Below are 15,623 nucleotides of genomic sequence, written 5' to 3' on the forward strand. Positions count from 1 at the left end.
CCACACCACACTGCAGGACGCACCCCATGCACAGCACCGTTTTCGCATTCGCCATGCTGCTGGCGGCGGCCAGCGCCCCGGCAAGCGCACAAACCGCCACCCCAGCCAACTGCCCGGCCATCCTGCAGCACCAGTTTCCCCGCCTGCAGGACGCCGCGCCCCAGAACCTGTGCCAGTACGCCGGCAAGGTGGTGCTGGTGGTGAATACCGCCAGCTATTGCGGCTTTGCGGGCCAATTTGAAGGGCTGGAAGCGCTGTACGCGAAGCAGCAGGCCAAGGGGCTGGTGGTGCTGGGTTTTCCGTCCAATGACTTTGGCCAGCAAGAGCCGGGCACGTCCAAGGAAATCGCCGACTTTTGCTTCAACACCTACGGCGTGAAGTTTCCGATGATGGGCAAGACGGTGGTGTCCGGACCGGACAAAAACCCGCTGTACGCGGCGCTGGTCAAGGCCACCGGACAAGAGCCGCGCTGGAACTTCTACAAATACCTGATAGACCGTAATGGCCGGGTGGTGGAGAGCTTTTCTTCGCTGACCACGCCCGACAGCAGCAGCTTGACCAGCGCTATCGACAAGGCGCTGGCGCAGAAGCCTTGAACGCCGGCATCACAGCATCTTCTGGATCAGCGCGCCCTTGAACAGCACCGGGCCCGTAGGTCCACCGGCACTGGGCACGCCGCCCTTGGGCTCCAAACTGATGGCCAGGGTGGGCACTTCGCGTACATCGCCCTCGCCCGCCGTCAGACGCAGCAATTTATCCGCCCCCAAGACCCCCAGCGAACGTGGGCCACCAGACGGGGGCAAAGCCCATAGCTGCAAGGATTTGTCGCTGGCTTCCTGGTAGCCGCCCACGCGTTGCAACAGCAGGGTTTGGTTCTTGGCGTCGAAGGTCACCAGCATGGAAGGGTCGGCCTTGCCATCTGCGAGCACCGCCACATATTCGATCTGCGGCGCGGCCTGTAGCTGGGTGCGCAAGCTGGCGATCTGGCTGCCCAGTTGGTCGCGCTGGTTCACGCCCAGTACCACCGCAAAAACGGCTACGACCGCGCCCACCGTCGTGGCAGAACGCCACAACGCCAGGCTGCGCAGCCAAGCGACAGGGCCAGCCACGGCCGGTACCCGCGCCTCCTGCATGGCCTGCTGCTCCTGGTCTGCACGCACCAGGTTGTCGATGCGTGTCCACACCGCAGGCGCAGGTGCTGCCTGGGCCTGCAGTTCGGCCACGCTGCCTAGGCGGGCCTGCCAGATCAAGGCTGCGGCGCGTACCGGCGCCTGTTCGCGAGCCAGGGTTTCAAAGCGCCGGCGGGCGCCACCGCGCAGCGTGCCCAGGGCATAGCTGGCGGCCAGCTTGTCGAGTAGTTCAGGGTGTTGGTTCAATTGCATGGCCGGGTCCTCAGGCAAAGCGTGCCATGCAGACACGCAGCTGTTCCAGCCCGCGCCGTATCCAGGTTTTGACGGTGCCCAGCGGCAGCTTGAGCTGCTCGGCCAACTCGCCATGGCTCAGGTCGCGCAAATAGGCCAGGCTGACCACTTCGCGCTGGCGGTTCTCCAGCCGGGTCAGGCACTGGTGCAGAGCCCAGGCTTGCTGGCTGGCCTGGGTGGTGTCCATTGGATTCGGGGTGTCGCCCTCCAGCGTCTCGGCCATGACTTCGTCCAGTTCCTGGGTCACGCCGCTTCGGTCGGCCGTGCGGCGGCGCAAAAAGTCCAGCCCGCGGCTGCGCACGATCAAGCCCATCCAGGCCATGGGCGGGCTCAGGGAGGCCCGGTAGTCGGCCGCGGCCCGCCATATGGTCATATAGGCCTCTTGCAGCACGTCTTCGGCCCATTCGCGGTTACCCACCACCCGCACGGCCAGGCCATACAGCTTGGACGAGGTCAGGCCGTACAGCGCCTTGAGAGCGGACGCATCGCGGGCGGCGACACGGTCTAGCAAGTCCATAAGTTCGGCGTCCGGGTTGAGGGAAGATGCGGGATGGGGTGGGCTCATGTTGCGGATTGTCAGACATATCTTGACCGGCAATTCTGTGAGGGGAATACGGACCGCAAGCAGCTTTGGATTCAAGCCACAAAAACCCTTTGGCGCACTGGGTTTTGAATCCAGCCACCGAGCGCCTGCGTACCGGTAGAGGCAACCAGCTCAACCCTCTCCATACGATGCATATCGCTCTCTTTTGCCGCACCAGCTTGCTGGCGGTCATGGCCGCACTCGCCACCACGGCAGCCACGGCCCAATCCGTACAGCGCGGCCAAGCGCTGTACTCCACCCATTGCGCCGCCTGCCACAGCGTCACGGCCAACGGCATCGGCCCCAGCCACCAAGGCCTGATCGGCCGCAAGGCCGGCAGCGTGAAAGACTTTGACTACTCCCCTGCACTGCGCCACAGCAAGCTGGTCTGGACCCGCGCCAACCTGCAGGCCTGGCTGCGCGACCCGGAAACCCTGATCCCCGGCCAAGGTATGGACTTCAGCCTGCCCTCAGCCCGTGACCGCGAAGACGTTGTGGCCTATCTGGCCACGGTGGCCAAGCCCGGCAAATAAGCTCAAGCAAAATACGGCATCTCTAACCCGTATTTGCTGCCCCATTTGCCCATGTCCCAAGCCCACGAAATTTCCCCCGGCCTCGTCATCCAAGGCTTCGCCCCACCACTGCGCCTGGCCGACTTCAAGCTGATCGCGTTCGACATGGATTCGACCCTGATCAACATCGAATGTGTAGACGAAATTGCCGATGCCGCCGGCCGCAAAGCCGAGGTCGCCGCCATCACCGAAGCCGCCATGCGCGGCGAAATCACCGACTACAAGGAAAGCCTGCGCCAACGCGTTGCCCTGCTCAAAGGCGTGAGCGTGGCCAGCATGGAACAGGTGTACACCCAGCGTCTGCAACTCAACCCCGGCGCAGCCACGCTGGTGGCCGCCTGCAAGGCCGCTGGCATGCAGGTGCTGCTGGTCAGTGGTGGCTTCACATTTTTTACCGACCGGATTCGTGATTTATTGCACATAGACGCAACCCGTTCCAATCTGCTGGAAGCCGTGGATGGCGTGCTCACCGGCCGCATGCTGGACCAGCCCTGGGGCGATATTTGCGATGGCGACGAGAAGCGCAAGATGCTGCTGGAAACCTGTGCCCAGATGGGTATTGGCGCGCACCAGGCCATTGCCATGGGTGACGGCGCCAATGACTTGCCCATGATGGGCATCGCTGGGCTTTCGGTGGCCTACCACGCCAAGCCGGCTGTGCGCGCGCAAGCCATGGTCGCCATCAATAGCGGTGGCCTGGACCGCTTGCTGGAGCTGTTGCACTAATCCAACCACTATCCAACCACTTCACGCGCATGCTGCGGCGCTTGGCTCTATGATCATCGCAACGCACCCCCGAACTTTTACCAGACCACTGACTCGCACCCCATAAGACCACAGTACAACCCAAGGAGAATGCCATGACCATTTTCGCCCGCTACCAAGGCCGCTTTGCCGCTGCACAGGAAGAGGAAATGTCGGTTCAAGACTACTTGGAGTTGTGCAAACGCGATGCATCTGCGTATGCCAGCGTCGCAGAGCGCATGCTGCTGGCCATCGGTGAGCCCGAACTGGTGGATACCCGTACCGACCCCCGGTTGTCGCGTATTTTTGCCAACAAGGTTCTCAAGGTTTACCCCAGCTTCAAAGACCTGTACGGCATGGAAGAGGTGATCGAGCACATCGTCGCCTACTTCCGCCATGCCGCCCAAGGGCTCGAAGAGAAAAAGCAGATCCTCTATCTGCTGGGCCCGGTAGGCGGCGGCAAATCCTCGCTGGCTGAGAAGCTCAAAACCTTGATCGAGAAAGTGCCTTTCTATGCGATCAAGGGATCGCCGGTGCACGAGTCGCCGCTGGGGCTTTTCAACCCGGCCGAAGATGCCGACTTGCTGGAGTCCGACTACAAGATTCCGCGCCGCTACCTGGGCACCATCATGAGCCCTTGGGCCGTGAAACGGCTGCAGGAATTTGGCGGCGACATCACCCAGTTCCGGGTGGTCAAGCTACGCCCGTCGGTGCTGTCGCAGATTGCCGTGTCCAAGACCGAACCCGGCGACGAAAACAACCAGGACATCTCGGCCCTGGTGGGGAAAATCGACATCCGCAAGTTGGAGACATATTCGCAGGACGACCCCGATGCTTACTCGTACTCGGGCGGGCTGTGCCTGTCGAACCGGGGCATTCTGGAGTTTGTGGAAATGTTCAAGGCCCCCATCAAGGTCTTGCACCCCCTGTTGACCGCCACCCAGGAAGGCAACTACAAGGGTACCGAAGGCTTTGGCGCGATTCCCTTTGACGGCCTGATTCTGGCCCACTCGAACGAGGCCGAATGGCAGGCGTTCAAAAACAACCGCAACAACGAGGCTTTCCTGGACCGCATCTACATCGTCAAGGTGCCGTACTCGCTGCGCGTGTCCGATGAGATCCACATCTACGAAAAGCTGGTGGACAACTCCTCGCTGTCCAAGGCGCCCTGCGCGCCCGATACCTTGCGCATGCTTGCCCAGTTCTCGGTGCTGTCGCGCCTGAAAGAGCCAGAGAACTCCAGCAGCTTCTCGAAGATGCGGGTCTACGACGGTGAGAACCTCAAGGACACCGACCCCAAAGCCAAGAGCTACCAGGAATACCGCGACTTTGCCGGCGTGGACGAAGGCATGACAGGCTTGTCTACCCGCTTCGCCTTCAAGATCCTGTCGCGGGTATTCAACTTCGACCACCGTGAAGTCGCGGCCAACCCGGTGCACCTGATGTACGTACTCGAGCAGCAGATCGAGCAAGAGCAGTACCCGCCCGAGGTAGAAGAAAAATACCTGCGCTACATCAAGGAATTCCTGTCGCCGCGCTACGCCGAATTCATCGGCAAAGAGATCCAGACGTCCTACCTGGAGAGCTATTCCGAATACGGCCAGAACATCTTTGACCGCTACGTGGTGTATGCCGATTTCTGGATCCAGGACCAGGAATACCGCGACCCGAACACCGGCGAAATGCTGGACCGCAGCGCGCTCAACGATGAGCTGGAAAAGATCGAAAAGCCCGCCGGCATCTCCAACCCCAAGGACTTCCGCAACGAGGTGGTCAACTTTGTGCTGCGCGCTCGCGCCCGCCAGGACGGCCACAACCCGCTGTGGACCTCGTACGAAAAACTGCGCGCGGTGATCGAGAAGAAGATGTTCTCCAACACCGAAGAGCTGCTGCCGGTCATCTCGTTCAACACCAAGGGCAGTGGCGAAGAACAAAAGAAGCACCAGGACTTCGTCAACCGCATGATCACCAAGGGCTATACCGAGAAGCAGGTGCGGCTGCTGTGCGAATGGTATTTGCGGGTGCGTAAATCGTCCTAAAAGGTTTGTATAGAAGGCCCCTTCACCCGTTTCACTCTTTTGAACGGAGTCTCCATGACTGTGCGCATCGTAGACCGCCGATTTGACAGCAAGCACAAAAGCTCGGTCAACCGCAGTCGTTTCATCCAGCGCTTCAAAGGGCAGATCCGCAAAGCCGTGTCTGACGCAGTCAACAAGCGCGGCCTGCGCGACCTGGACAATGGCGAGAAAATCGGCATCCCCGGCAAAGACATCGGCGAGCCGCAGTTCGAGCACGGCCAGGGCGGCATCTGGGAAACCGTGCGCCCCGGCAACGACCGCTTCTTACGCGGCGACCAGGTGGAGCGCCCGCCCAGCGGTGGCGGCAAAGGCTCGGGCAAAGGCCAGGCCAGCCAGGACGGTGAAGGCCTGGACGAGTTCGTCTTCACCCTGACCCGCGACGAGTTTCTGGACATCTTTTTTGACGAGCTGGCCCTGCCCAACCTGGTCAAGCTGCAGCTGGCCCGCATCGAGCAGTACCGCCGCATCCGCGCGGGCTTTGTGCAAACCGGGGTGCCGACCAACATCAACCTCAGCCGCACCATGCGCGGCGCGGCATTGCGGCGCATTGCCATCGGCGGACCCTACGCGGCGCAGATCCGGGCGTTGGAAAATGAGCTGATGGAATTGCTGACCACCCGGGCCGAGGACGACCCCGAGGTGGAGCAAGCCCGCCGCGACATCGCCAAGCTGCGCGCCAAAATTGAGGCTGTGCCCTTTGTGGACACCTATGACCTGCGCTACAACAACCGCGTGCGCGTGCCCCAGCCGAGCACCCAGGCGGTGATGTTCTGCCTGCTCGACGTGTCGGGCTCGATGGACGAGGGCCGCAAGAACGTGGCCAAGCGCTTCTTCATGCTGCTGTACCTGTTTTTGACGCGCAACTACGAGCGTATCGAAGTGGTGTTCATCCGCCATCACACCATCGCCACCGAGGTGGACGAGGAAGACTTCTTCACCTCGCGTGAATCGGGCGGCACCGTGGTGTCCAGCGCCTTGAAGCTGATGCACGAAATCATCACTGCCCGCTACCCCAGCAACGCCTGGAACATCTACGGCGCGCAGGCGTCGGACGGCGACAACTGGCACGACGATTCACCGCGCTGTAAGGCCTTGCTGGAAGAGTCGCTGCTGCCGCTGTGCCAGTTCTTCGCCTATATCGAAATCACCGACGGCCCGCCGCAAAACCTGTGGGAAGAATACGAGCGCCTGCAGGGCAGCAGCCCGCGCGGCAACTTCGCCATGCAGCGCATCGGCACCGTCGCCGACATCTACCCGGTGTTCCGCGAACTCTTCAAACGGCGGGCCTGAACCATATGACCAAGCCCAAATCCAAACTGCTTCCCACCGGCTCCGAATGGACGTTTGAAGCCATACAGGAGTACGACCAGGCGATTGGCGCAGTGGCTCGCCGCTACAAGCTCGACGGCTACCCGCACCTGCTGGAAGTCATCAGCGCCGAACAAATGATGGACGCCTATGCCTCCATCGGCATGCCGGTGTACTACCACCACTGGTCGTTCGGCAAGCACTTCCTGGCCACCGAAAACCGCTACAAGCGCGGCCAGATGGGCCTGGCCTACGAGATCGTCATCAACTCCGACCCCTGCATCGCCTACCTGATGGACGAGAACACCTTGCCCATGCAGGCGCTGGTGATCGCCCATGCGGCCTATGGTCACAACTCGTTCTTCAAGGGCAACCACCTGTTCAAACAGTGGACCAGCGCCGACGCCATCGTCGACTACCTGGTGTTCGCCCGCAACTACATCGCCCAGTGCGAAGAGCGCCATGGCGTCGAGGCGGTAGAGCAGTTGCTGGATGCCTGCCATGCGCTCAGCAACCTGGGCGTGGACCGCTACAAGCGCTCGCCCCGCCTGTCGCTGGATAAAGAAACCTCGCGCCTCAAGGAGCGCGCCGACTACCTGCAAGCCCAGGTCAACGACCTGTGGCGCACCCTGCCGCCGCGTGCCGAGGCCGAAGAGAACAAAGAAGAACGCCGCTTCCCGCTGGAGCCCGAAGAAAACCTGCTGTACTTCGTGGAAAAGAACGCCCCGCTGCTCGAACCCTGGCAGCGTGAAGTGGTGCGCATCGTGCGCAAAATCGGCCAGTACTTCTACCCACAGCGCCAAACCCAGGTGATGAACGAAGGCTGGGCCACCTACTGGCACTACACCTTGCTCAACACCTTGTACGACGAAGGCCGGCTGGGCGACGGCTTCATGCTGGAGTTTTTGCAGTCGCACACCAATGTGGTCTACCAGCCGCCGTACAACAGCCCGTATTTCTCGGGCATCAACCCCTACGCGCTGGGCTTTGCCATGTGGCGCGACATTCGCCGCATCTGCGAAGAGCCCACCGACGAAGACCGTGCCTGGTTTCCCGACATTGCGGGCTCCTACTGGCGCGACACCTTTGACTTTGCGATGCAGAACTTCAAGGACGAAAGCTTTGTCGCCCAGTACCTGTCGCCCAAGCTGATGCGCGAATTCCGCTTTTTCTCGGTGCTGGACGACGATGCCCGCAAAACCCTGGACATCGCCAGCATCCACGACGACAGCGGATTTCGCGCATTGCGCCAGCAGTTGTCCGAGCAGTACGACCTGGGCCACCGCGAGCCCAATATCCAGGTTTGGAACGTCGACCTGCGCGGCGACCGCTCGCTGACCCTGCGCCATTTCGCCCACCAACGCCGGCCGCTGGGCGATTCCAGCACCACGGTGCTCAAGCACATGGCCACGCTATGGGGCTTCAATGTGCGCCTGGAGCGGCAAAACGCCGACGGCAGCATCTCGCTGGTGGCCGAGCACCAAAGCGAGAAGCGCCGCCGCGGCAGCAAGACAACGCCGTAGCCAAGTTCTTGCCTCTGCTTCTAATTTCATAGCTTCCTGCGCAATATCCATCAGCACCAGAGGCATTATTTTTGTAAATTTTTGCGATACCTCTGTTGCGTAAAGGGATTCATAAACCATCCCAATACCATCCAACCAGATGGTGCATACTGCAGACATGAAAGTCAAAACCGCTGCAGAACCGGCCAAACCCAAGGCTTTGGACTCGGAAAAAATCACCATCAACCTGGGCTTTGTCGACCTCGGCCACATCGACCTGTTGGTCGCGGAGGGCTTTTACGCCAACCGTACCGACTTCATCCGCACGGCCATCCGCAACCAGCTGACCACCCATGCCGATGCGGTCAAGCAGGTGGTAGCCCGCAAGATGCTGGTACTGGGGCTGCAGCATTTCAGCCAGAGCGATCTGCTGGCGGTGCAAGCCGCCAACCAGAAACTGCAGGTACGCGTGCTCGGGCTGGCCAGCATTGGCCACGATGTCACGCCCGAGCTCGCCCTGGCCACCATCGATTCGATTGAAGTACTGGGTGCCCTGCACGCCAGCCCCGAGGTCAAGACCGCGCTCGCTGCACGCCAGCTTTGAGCCGCGACCTCTCCCCACAAAATATCCCACGAAAGCCACTATGAGTGCCCTGTTCAAAAAATTTCTGCAAGAAGCCACGCGCCTGACCCAGGCCGGCAACCTGCAAGACGCCACGCGGGCCATCCAGCAAGCGCTGGGCCGCATCGCGCCCAACGCTGCCGCCCGCGCCCCTTTCGCTGCCCCCCCTACCGCACCATCCACCGCGCCATCTGCCCCACCATCCACGCCCTGGACCATCGACGGCTGCGTGACTGAAGTGGACACAGTGGCCGACGTCAGCGACAACGCCACCCCCATCCACCGGCCGGTGGTCGAGCCTGTGCACCCCCTGCACGTACCCGACCAGCCCGCGTCCAATGACGGCCCCGGTGAATTCAGCGCCGCCGAGTTCACCCATGCGGGTACCACCCGCGCCTACAAGCTCTACACCCCGCCGCACGCCATCCAGCAGCCCGCGCGCCCTTTGCCGTTGGTGCTGATGCTGCACGGCTGCACCCAGAACCCAGACGACTTCGCCACCGGCACCGGCATGAACGCGCTGGCGCAGGAACACGGCTTCCTGGTGCTCTACCCCGCGCAAAACCAGGCCGCCAATAGCCACCGCTGTTGGAACTGGTTCAAACCCGAGGACCAGCGGCGCGACAGCGGCGAACCCGCCTGGCTGGCCGCACTGGTGAAACAGGTGGCGCAGCAACGCGCCGTCGACCCGCGCCAGATCTACGTTGCCGGGCTGTCTGCCGGCGGCGCCATGGCCAGCATCCTGGGCCACACCCACCCCGACCTGTTCGCCGCCGTGGGCGTACATTCCGGCCTGGCCTGCGGCGTAGCCAATAACGTGATCAGCGCGCTGTCGGTAATGAAGAACGGCCGCAGCCCGGCCGGCGCCGCGTCCAGCCTGCCGACCATCGTTTTCCATGGCGATGCCGATGCCACCGTGCACCCAAGCAACGGCGAAACCGTGCTGCAAACTGTCATCGGCCAGGGCGCCACCGTCCCCCAAGCGAACCAAGGTACCGCTGCCGGGGGCCAAAGCTATACCCGCACCACCTACCAAACAGCCGATGGCAACAGCCTGGCCGAATACTGGAAGCTGCACGGCGCCGGACACGCCTGGTCGGGCGGCAACCGCGCCGGCACCTATACCGACCCGCAGGGCCCCGACGCCTCGGCCGAGATGTGGCGTTTCTTCCAGGCGCATCCGCGCAAAACCCTGCATTGACCGTCGCGGGCAGGGGCGGCGGTACACTGCCCGCCCCAGTTCCCGTCTCCCCCGCTTGCATGTCTGATTTCTTAACCGCCGCGTTCTACCAGTTCGTCGCCCTGCCCGACTACGCCGCGCTGCAGCAGCCGCTGCTGGCCTGCTGCGAGGCGCATGGCGTCAAAGGCATGGTGCTGCTGGCCACCGAGGGCATCAACGGCACCATCGCTGGCCCACCGGCTGGCGTGCACGCCGTGCTGGCCTGGTTGCGCAGCGACCCGCGGCTGGCGCAGTTGCAGCACAAGGAAGCGACCGCCAGCAGCGACCCGTTCTACCGCATGAAAGTGCGGCTGAAGCGCGAAATCGTCACCCTGGGCGTGCCCGGCGTCGACCCGACCCAGCTCGCCGGCCAGTACGTCAAACCCGCAGACTGGAACGCGCTGATCAGCGACCCCGATGTGGTGCTGATCGACACCCGCAACGACTACGAGGTCGCCATCGGCAGCTTCCACGGTGCGATCAACCCGCACACCCGCAGCTTCGCCGAGCTGCCGCAGTGGGTGGAACAGGCCCGCGCCGACGGCCAACCGCTGGCGGCCAAGCCCAAGGTGGCGATGTTCTGCACCGGCGGCATCCGCTGCGAAAAATCCACAGCCTTCCTGCGCTCCCAGGGCTTCGACGAGGTCTACCACCTGGAAGGCGGCATCCTCAAATACCTGGAAACCGTGCCCGAGGCCGACAGCCTGTGGAATGGCCAGTGCTTTGTGTTCGACGAGCGCGTTTCCGTCGGCCACGGCCTGGTGCCGGGCGGGCTGGAGCTGTGCCGTTCCTGCCGGCGCCCGCTGACCGAGGCCGATCTGGCCTCACCGCACTTTGTGCGCGGCGTCAGCTGCGCGCACTGCCATGACCAGACCAGCGAAGCGCAAAAAGCCGGCTACCTGGAACGCGAAAAGCAGATGGCCCTGGCCGAGCAGCGCCAGCAGCCGCACGTCGGCGCCAAGCTGCCTGCGCCCAAAAAATAATGCCACCCATCCTCTACTCGTTCCGCCGCTGCCCGTATGCGATGCGGGCCCGGCTGGCGCTGTGGGCCAGCGGACAGACGGTAGAGCTGCGCGAAGTCGTGCTGCGCAGCAAGCCACCCGAATTGGCCGCCGTCTCGCCCAAAGCCACGGTGCCAGTACTGGTCCTGCCCGAAGGCCAAGTGCTGGAGCAAAGCCTGGACATCATGCGCTGGGCGCTGGAGCGCAGCGATCCTTTAGGCTGGCTCTGCCCCCCGCAAGGCACGCTGGACGAAATGCTGGCGCTGGTGGGCCGGATAGACGGTGATTTCAAGTTCCACCTGGACCGCTACAAATACCCGGGGCGCTATGAAACTGATAGCTCCTCGCGCATTACCGACCTGCACCGCAGTGCTGCAGGGCTTGTAATTTCGGAACTGAACGCCCGGCTCATCAACCAAACCCATCTGTTCGGCCCACAGACCAGCCTGGCCGACATGGCCATCGCCCCGTTCGTGCGCCAGTTTGCCCATGTGGACCCGGCCTGGTTCAGCGCCCAGCCCTGGCCGCAGCTGCAGGCCTGGCTGGCCGCCTGGGAAGCCTCCGACATCCTGGCCCAGGTGATGCAGAAATACCCGGCCTGGCAATCGGGCACGGCCGGGCAGCCCTTCGGTTCACATCGGTAGCTGGGTCGTCGACAGCACCTGCTTGAGCACCATGAACGAGCGTATCTGCCGCACGCCCGGCAGGTACAGCAGCTGCTCGGCGTGCAAGCGGTTGAAGCTCTCGTTGTCCTTAGTGCGGATCAGCATGAAGTAGTCGAACTCTCCCGTCACCACATGGCATTCCATGCAGCCCGAGACCTTTTGCGCGGCCTGCTCGAAGTCGGCAAACGACTGCGGCGTCGAGCGGTCCAACACCACGCCGATCATCACCAGCGTGCCCAGCTCCAGCGCCACCGGGTCCAGCAAGGCGACGATGCCGCGGACCAGGCCTAGCGCCTTGAGTCGTTCGGTGCGCCGCAGGCAGGCGGCCGCACTCAGGTTGACCTTGCGCGACAAGGCGATGTTCGACACCGAAGCATCGCGCTGCAAGGCCCGCAGGATGGCACGGTCGATACGGTCCAGCTCGGGCGTGGCGGCTTCGCTCTTGTTCTGCATTTTTAGTGTGTCAATTGATATAAATACAAAATTAAACCACCAAAAATCATAATTCAGCAGACTATTAACTTGCCAAACTAAATTCATTCACAAGCACATTGCGCAGATTATTTCCTACCATGGCTCCATCCGCAACCCTGCCTTGGAGCCTTGAATGAACCTGCAAAAGTTTCCCCGCCACAGCCTGACCTTCGGCCCCTCGCCCATCACGCCGCTGCCACGGCTGAGCGCCCACCTGGGTGGCCAGGTCGACCTGTACGCCAAGCGCGAGGACTGCAATAGCGGCCTGGCCTTTGGCGGTAACAAGACCCGCAAGCTCGAATACCTGATCCCCGAAGCCATCGCCGGCGGCTACGACACCCTGGTGTCCATCGGCGGCATCCAATCGAACCAGACCCGCCAGGTGGCCGCGGTGGCTGCGCATCTGGGCATGAAATGCGTGCTGGTGCAGGAGAACTGGGTCAACTACTCGGACGCGTTGTACGACCGGGTCGGCAACATCGAGATGTCGCGCATCCTGGGCGCCGATGTGCGGCTGGACGCGGCCGGCTTCGACATCGGCATCCGCCCCAGCTGGGAGCAGGCCATGGAGGACGTGCGCAAGGCCGGCGGCAAGCCGTTTCCGATTCCGGCTGGCTGCTCCGAGCATCCGCTGGGCGGCCTGGGCTTTGTCGGCTTTGCCGAAGAAGTGCGCCAGCAGGAGGCCGAACTCGGCTACAAGTTCGACTACATCGTGGTCTGCTCGGTCACCGGCAGTACCCAGGCCGGCATGGTGGTGGGCTTTGCAGCCGACGGCCGGGCCAACAAGGTGATCGGTATCGATGCATCCGCCAAACCCGCGCAAACCAAGGCGCAGATTCTGCGCATCGCCCAGAACACCGCCCAGTTGGTGGAGTTGGGCCGCGACATCACCGACAAAGACGTGGTGCTCGACACCCGCTACGGCGGCCCCGAATACGGCCTGCCCAGCGAGGGCACGCTGGAAGCCATCCGCCTATGCGCGCGCCAGGAAGGCATGCTGACCGACCCGGTGTACGAGGGCAAATCCATGCACGGCATGATCGACATGGTGCGCCGCGGCGAGTTCGCGCCTGGCTCCAAGGTGCTGTACGCCCACCTGGGCGGCGTGCCGGCGCTGAACGCCTACAGCTTCCTGTTCCGCAACGGCTGAACTACAGCGCCTTCAGCCCCAGCAACAGCAGGCCGGTAGCAACCAACAGGCCGCCCTGCATGCGCATCGCCACCGGCATGGACACCAGGCGGGTTTCCACATGCCGGTACAGCCACTGGCCGGCGCGCAAGGACAGGCCAAACGCCACGAGCATGCCCGCGGCATTCGCCCAGGGCTGGCTTGGCCAAAGCTGGCTGAACAGCGCGTTGACCAGCAGACAGACTGGAAAGTGCGCCAGGAACACCGAGTACGACATCTGGCCCAGGCGCTGCACTTTCGGCAGCGGCGACCACACCCGGGCACCGCCACTGGCCTGCAGCACGCCCAGCACCAGCGCGGTCACCAGGGCCACGGCAATCCGCTCGCGGAAGTCCAGCGCCAGCGCCGTCAGGCCCAGCAGCGCCACGGCCATCAGCCAGCGGTACGGGCTGGCACTGCGGCCGGCCCAGAACGCCAGCATGCCCAGGCCGTAGGAGCCCGCAAAGTACAGGCCCACCGTGTCCAGCTCGGGCAGCAGGTTGAAGTACAGCAGCGAGGCGCCAGTACCCAGCAACACCAGCGCCGGCGCCTGCCACGCAGCAGCCCAGCGCTCCGGCAGGCGGCGGGCCAGGCTGAACACGGCCACGGCCAGCACAAACAGCTGGAAGTCGATGGCCACGTACCAGACCCCGGCCGACAAGGCCTCGAAGCCCAGCAGGTCCTGCAGCAGGAAAACATGGGCCAGAAACTGCGGCAGCGTGGGCGCGGATGGAATCGACGGATGCTCCATGCCGTAGCGCGCCAGCTCGGCCGCCAGCAGGCCGAACAGCAAGGCTGCGAGGTACGGCGTGGACAGGCGCACAAAGCGGCGCAACACCTGCTGCAGCGGCGACTCAAAACGCGCGACGCCCTGCGGCGCAAGGGTACTGGCCGCCAGATAGCCGCCCAGTACCAGGAACACCTGCACCGCCATGCGGCCGTATTCGAACATCCAGTCCATCAGACCGGGGGCCAGCGGGTAGGCCACGTCGGACATGGGGCCGTAGAACACCAGGTGGTGGCCCACGATCAGCGCACAGGCCAGGCCTTTGAGAACATCTAACAGGGGAATGCGGGACGCACTGGAACGCGTAGTAGAGGAAGAAGGCATCGGCAAAAAAACTACCGCCCGCCGGAGTCATAGCAACGGCGGGCGGACGAATGAAAAGCACCAACCCACGGGGGCTGGCGCTGAAAAAATTTACACAGACAGACGGGCTTTGGCCTCGGCGTATTCGCGTGCGAGCTGGGCCACATAGGCGGCCACAGGCTGGATTCTACGGACTGCGCCGATGCCCTGCCCGCAACCCCAAATATCCTTCCAGGCTTTGGCCGCGGTATCGCCGCCAAAATTCATCTTCGTCGGGTCGCTTTCTGGCAGGTTTTCCGGGTCCAGGCCGGCAGCGCGGATCGACGGTGCCAGGTAGTTGCCGTGCACACCGGTAAACAGATTGCTCAGCACGATGTCGTCCGAATCGCCGTCCACCACCGCCTGCTTGTAGGCCTGCGCGGCGCGCGCTTCCTCGGTTGCGATGAAGGCCGAGCCGATGTAGGCAAAGTCGGCACCCATGGCCTGGGCCGCCAGCACCGCACCGCCGGTGGAGATCGCGCCGCTCAGCGCCAGCGGGCCGTCGAACCATTCACGGATCTCCTGCACCAGCGCGAACGGGCTCTTGATGCCCGCATGGCCGCCAGCACCGGTGGCCACGGCGATCAGGCCGTCGGCGCCCTTCTCTATCGCCTTGTGGGCAAACTTGTTGTTGATGATGTCGTGCAGCACCACGCCGCCGTAGCTGTGCGCCGCGGCGTTGATGTCTTCGCGTGCGCCCAACGAGGTGATGACGATGGGCACCTTGAACTTCACGCAAGCATGCATGTCGTGCTCGAGACGGTCATTCGACTTGTGGACGATCTGGTTGATCGCAAACGGCGCGGCCGGCTTGTCCGGGTGCGCGAGGTTGTAGGCCGCCAGGGTTTCGGTGATCTCGGCCAGCCAGTCGTCCAGCTGGGCCGCCGGACGCGCGTTCAGCGAAGGCATCGAGCCGACCACGCCGGCAATGCACTGGGCAATCACCAGCTGCGGCGTGCTGACGATGAACATGGGCGACGCAATGATGGGTAGCGGCAGTGCGCTCAGTGCGGGTGGCAGTCTAGACATGCAGTCTCCAAATCAAGGTATTTATAAGAAATCGGGCTCTAGCGCAGATAAAACCTGCGCCAGCAGCTACACAATAGATAGCAAACAGGGCTGCCGCAGCGCCCCCTG

General features: G+C 63.1%; 16 protein-coding genes. 11 read left to right on the forward strand and 5 right to left on the reverse strand.

The genetic code is table 11. The features are described from left to right. Positions 1 to 26: 26 nt before the first annotated feature. Positions 27 to 596: a glutathione peroxidase gene (locus BLT66_RS02305; RefSeq protein ID WP_092755315.1), complete on the forward strand. Its 570-nt coding sequence runs from the start codon at positions 27 to 29 to the stop codon at positions 594 to 596. Between the two features lie 9 nt (positions 597 to 605). Here the strand turns inward: BLT66_RS02305 and BLT66_RS02310 are convergent, their stop codons facing one another. Together BLT66_RS02310 and BLT66_RS02315 are read right to left on the reverse strand one after the other, a co-directional pair. Beyond that, positions 606 to 1,382 carry an anti-sigma factor gene (locus BLT66_RS02310; RefSeq protein ID WP_092756976.1) on the reverse strand — a complete coding sequence of 259 codons (777 nt, stop codon included), beginning with the start codon at positions 1,380 to 1,382 and terminating at the stop codon, positions 606 to 608. Positions 1,383 to 1,392: 10 nt separating this feature from the next. Next, positions 1,393 to 1,986, reverse strand: a complete 594-nt coding sequence (locus BLT66_RS02315) for an RNA polymerase sigma factor (protein ID WP_092755318.1) — start codon at positions 1,984 to 1,986, stop codon at positions 1,393 to 1,395. 167 nt (positions 1,987 to 2,153) lie between these two features. Here BLT66_RS02315 and BLT66_RS02320 point away from each other — a divergent pair, with 167 nt between their 5' ends. The 9 genes from BLT66_RS02320 to BLT66_RS02360 all read left to right on the forward strand — a co-directional run bounded on the left by BLT66_RS02320 (position 2,154) and on the right by BLT66_RS02360 (position 11,694). After that, on the forward strand, positions 2,154 to 2,537 hold the full coding sequence (locus tag BLT66_RS02320; protein ID WP_092755321.1) for a c-type cytochrome: 384 nt from the start codon (positions 2,154 to 2,156) through the stop codon (positions 2,535 to 2,537). Between the two features lie 51 nt (positions 2,538 to 2,588). Then, the gene (serB, locus tag BLT66_RS02325; protein ID WP_092756977.1) at positions 2,589 to 3,302 is read left to right on the forward strand and encodes a phosphoserine phosphatase SerB; all 714 of its coding nucleotides are present in this window, start codon (positions 2,589 to 2,591) and stop codon (positions 3,300 to 3,302) included. A gap of 134 nt (positions 3,303 to 3,436) precedes the next feature. Further along, on the forward strand, positions 3,437 to 5,359 hold the full coding sequence (locus BLT66_RS02330; RefSeq protein WP_092755324.1) for a PrkA family serine protein kinase: 1,923 nt from the start codon (positions 3,437 to 3,439) through the stop codon (positions 5,357 to 5,359). 54 nt (positions 5,360 to 5,413) lie between these two features. Beyond that, positions 5,414 to 6,688: a YeaH/YhbH family protein gene (locus BLT66_RS02335; protein ID WP_092755327.1), complete on the forward strand. Its 1,275-nt coding sequence runs from the start codon at positions 5,414 to 5,416 to the stop codon at positions 6,686 to 6,688. Positions 6,689 to 6,693: 5 nt separating this feature from the next. Then, a complete protein-coding gene (locus BLT66_RS02340) occupies positions 6,694 to 8,229 on the forward strand; it encodes a SpoVR family protein (RefSeq protein ID WP_092755330.1) in 1,536 nt (511 codons plus the stop codon). 157 nt (positions 8,230 to 8,386) lie between these two features. Next, positions 8,387 to 8,812 carry a CopG family transcriptional regulator gene (locus BLT66_RS02345; RefSeq protein WP_092756978.1) on the forward strand — a complete coding sequence of 142 codons (426 nt, stop codon included), beginning with the start codon at positions 8,387 to 8,389 and terminating at the stop codon, positions 8,810 to 8,812. Between the two features lie 40 nt (positions 8,813 to 8,852). Next, complete coding sequence (locus BLT66_RS02350) at positions 8,853 to 10,031, forward strand: extracellular catalytic domain type 1 short-chain-length polyhydroxyalkanoate depolymerase (RefSeq protein WP_092755333.1); 1,179 nt, start codon at positions 8,853 to 8,855, stop codon at positions 10,029 to 10,031. 59 nt (positions 10,032 to 10,090) lie between these two features. Next, positions 10,091 to 11,032, forward strand: coding sequence for an oxygen-dependent tRNA uridine(34) hydroxylase TrhO (locus tag BLT66_RS02355; protein ID WP_092755336.1), 942 nt, complete (start codon positions 10,091 to 10,093; stop codon positions 11,030 to 11,032). Then, on the forward strand, positions 11,032 to 11,694 hold the full coding sequence (locus BLT66_RS02360; RefSeq protein WP_092755339.1) for a glutathione S-transferase: 663 nt from the start codon (positions 11,032 to 11,034) through the stop codon (positions 11,692 to 11,694). Before BLT66_RS02355 ends, BLT66_RS02360 begins: the two co-directional genes overlap by 1 nt. Here BLT66_RS02360 and BLT66_RS02365 read toward each other — a convergent pair. Further along, complete coding sequence (locus BLT66_RS02365) at positions 11,683 to 12,168, reverse strand: Lrp/AsnC family transcriptional regulator (protein WP_092755342.1); 486 nt, start codon at positions 12,166 to 12,168, stop codon at positions 11,683 to 11,685. The two genes, BLT66_RS02360 and BLT66_RS02365, sit on opposite strands and share 12 nt — an antisense overlap. Before the next feature lie 154 nt (positions 12,169 to 12,322). Between BLT66_RS02365 and BLT66_RS02370 the strand changes: the two genes are divergently transcribed. Further along, positions 12,323 to 13,339, forward strand: a complete 1,017-nt coding sequence (locus BLT66_RS02370) for a 1-aminocyclopropane-1-carboxylate deaminase (protein WP_092755345.1) — start codon at positions 12,323 to 12,325, stop codon at positions 13,337 to 13,339. A gap of 1 nt (position 13,340) precedes the next feature. Here BLT66_RS02370 and BLT66_RS02375 read toward each other — a convergent pair whose 3' ends face one another. Beyond that, the gene (locus BLT66_RS02375) at positions 13,341 to 14,468 is read right to left on the reverse strand and encodes an acyltransferase family protein (RefSeq protein WP_092755348.1); all 1,128 of its coding nucleotides are present in this window, start codon (positions 14,466 to 14,468) and stop codon (positions 13,341 to 13,343) included. 90 nt (positions 14,469 to 14,558) lie between these two features. Next, positions 14,559 to 15,515 carry an NAD(P)H-dependent flavin oxidoreductase gene (locus tag BLT66_RS02380; protein WP_092755351.1) on the reverse strand — a complete coding sequence of 319 codons (957 nt, stop codon included), beginning with the start codon at positions 15,513 to 15,515 and terminating at the stop codon, positions 14,559 to 14,561. Positions 15,516 to 15,623 lie beyond the last annotated feature (108 nt).

The organism is Rhodoferax sp. OV413 (assembly GCF_900104385.1).
In the GTDB taxonomy this organism is placed as follows: Bacteria; Pseudomonadota; Gammaproteobacteria; order Burkholderiales; family Burkholderiaceae_C; genus Rhodoferax_B.

Bases quoted from the DNA above. Each gene is read 5' to 3' on its own strand.
- BLT66_RS02305 (WP_092755315.1), top strand. From the start codon at position 27: ATGCACAGCACCGTTTTCGCATTCGCCATGCTGCTGGCGGCGGCCAGC.
- BLT66_RS02310 (WP_092756976.1), bottom strand. From the start codon at position 1,382: ATGCAATTGAACCAACACCCTGAACTACTCGACAAGCTGGCCGCCAGC.
- BLT66_RS02315 (WP_092755318.1), bottom strand. From the start codon at position 1,986: ATGAGCCCACCCCATCCCGCATCTTCCCTCAACCCGGACGCCGAACTT.
- BLT66_RS02320 (WP_092755321.1), top strand. From the start codon at position 2,154: ATGCATATCGCTCTCTTTTGCCGCACCAGCTTGCTGGCGGTCATGGCC.
- serB (WP_092756977.1), top strand. From the start codon at position 2,589: ATGTCCCAAGCCCACGAAATTTCCCCCGGCCTCGTCATCCAAGGCTTC.
- BLT66_RS02330 (WP_092755324.1), top strand. From the start codon at position 3,437: ATGACCATTTTCGCCCGCTACCAAGGCCGCTTTGCCGCTGCACAGGAA.
- BLT66_RS02335 (WP_092755327.1), top strand. From the start codon at position 5,414: ATGACTGTGCGCATCGTAGACCGCCGATTTGACAGCAAGCACAAAAGC.
- BLT66_RS02340 (WP_092755330.1), top strand. From the start codon at position 6,694: ATGACCAAGCCCAAATCCAAACTGCTTCCCACCGGCTCCGAATGGACG.
- BLT66_RS02345 (WP_092756978.1), top strand. From the start codon at position 8,387: ATGAAAGTCAAAACCGCTGCAGAACCGGCCAAACCCAAGGCTTTGGAC.
- BLT66_RS02350 (WP_092755333.1), top strand. From the start codon at position 8,853: ATGAGTGCCCTGTTCAAAAAATTTCTGCAAGAAGCCACGCGCCTGACC.
- BLT66_RS02355 (WP_092755336.1), top strand. From the start codon at position 10,091: ATGTCTGATTTCTTAACCGCCGCGTTCTACCAGTTCGTCGCCCTGCCC.
- BLT66_RS02360 (WP_092755339.1), top strand. From the start codon at position 11,032: ATGCCACCCATCCTCTACTCGTTCCGCCGCTGCCCGTATGCGATGCGG.
- BLT66_RS02365 (WP_092755342.1), bottom strand. From the start codon at position 12,168: ATGCAGAACAAGAGCGAAGCCGCCACGCCCGAGCTGGACCGTATCGAC.
- BLT66_RS02370 (WP_092755345.1), top strand. From the start codon at position 12,323: ATGAACCTGCAAAAGTTTCCCCGCCACAGCCTGACCTTCGGCCCCTCG.
- BLT66_RS02375 (WP_092755348.1), bottom strand. From the start codon at position 14,468: ATGCCTTCTTCCTCTACTACGCGTTCCAGTGCGTCCCGCATTCCCCTG.
- BLT66_RS02380 (WP_092755351.1), bottom strand. From the start codon at position 15,515: ATGTCTAGACTGCCACCCGCACTGAGCGCACTGCCGCTACCCATCATT.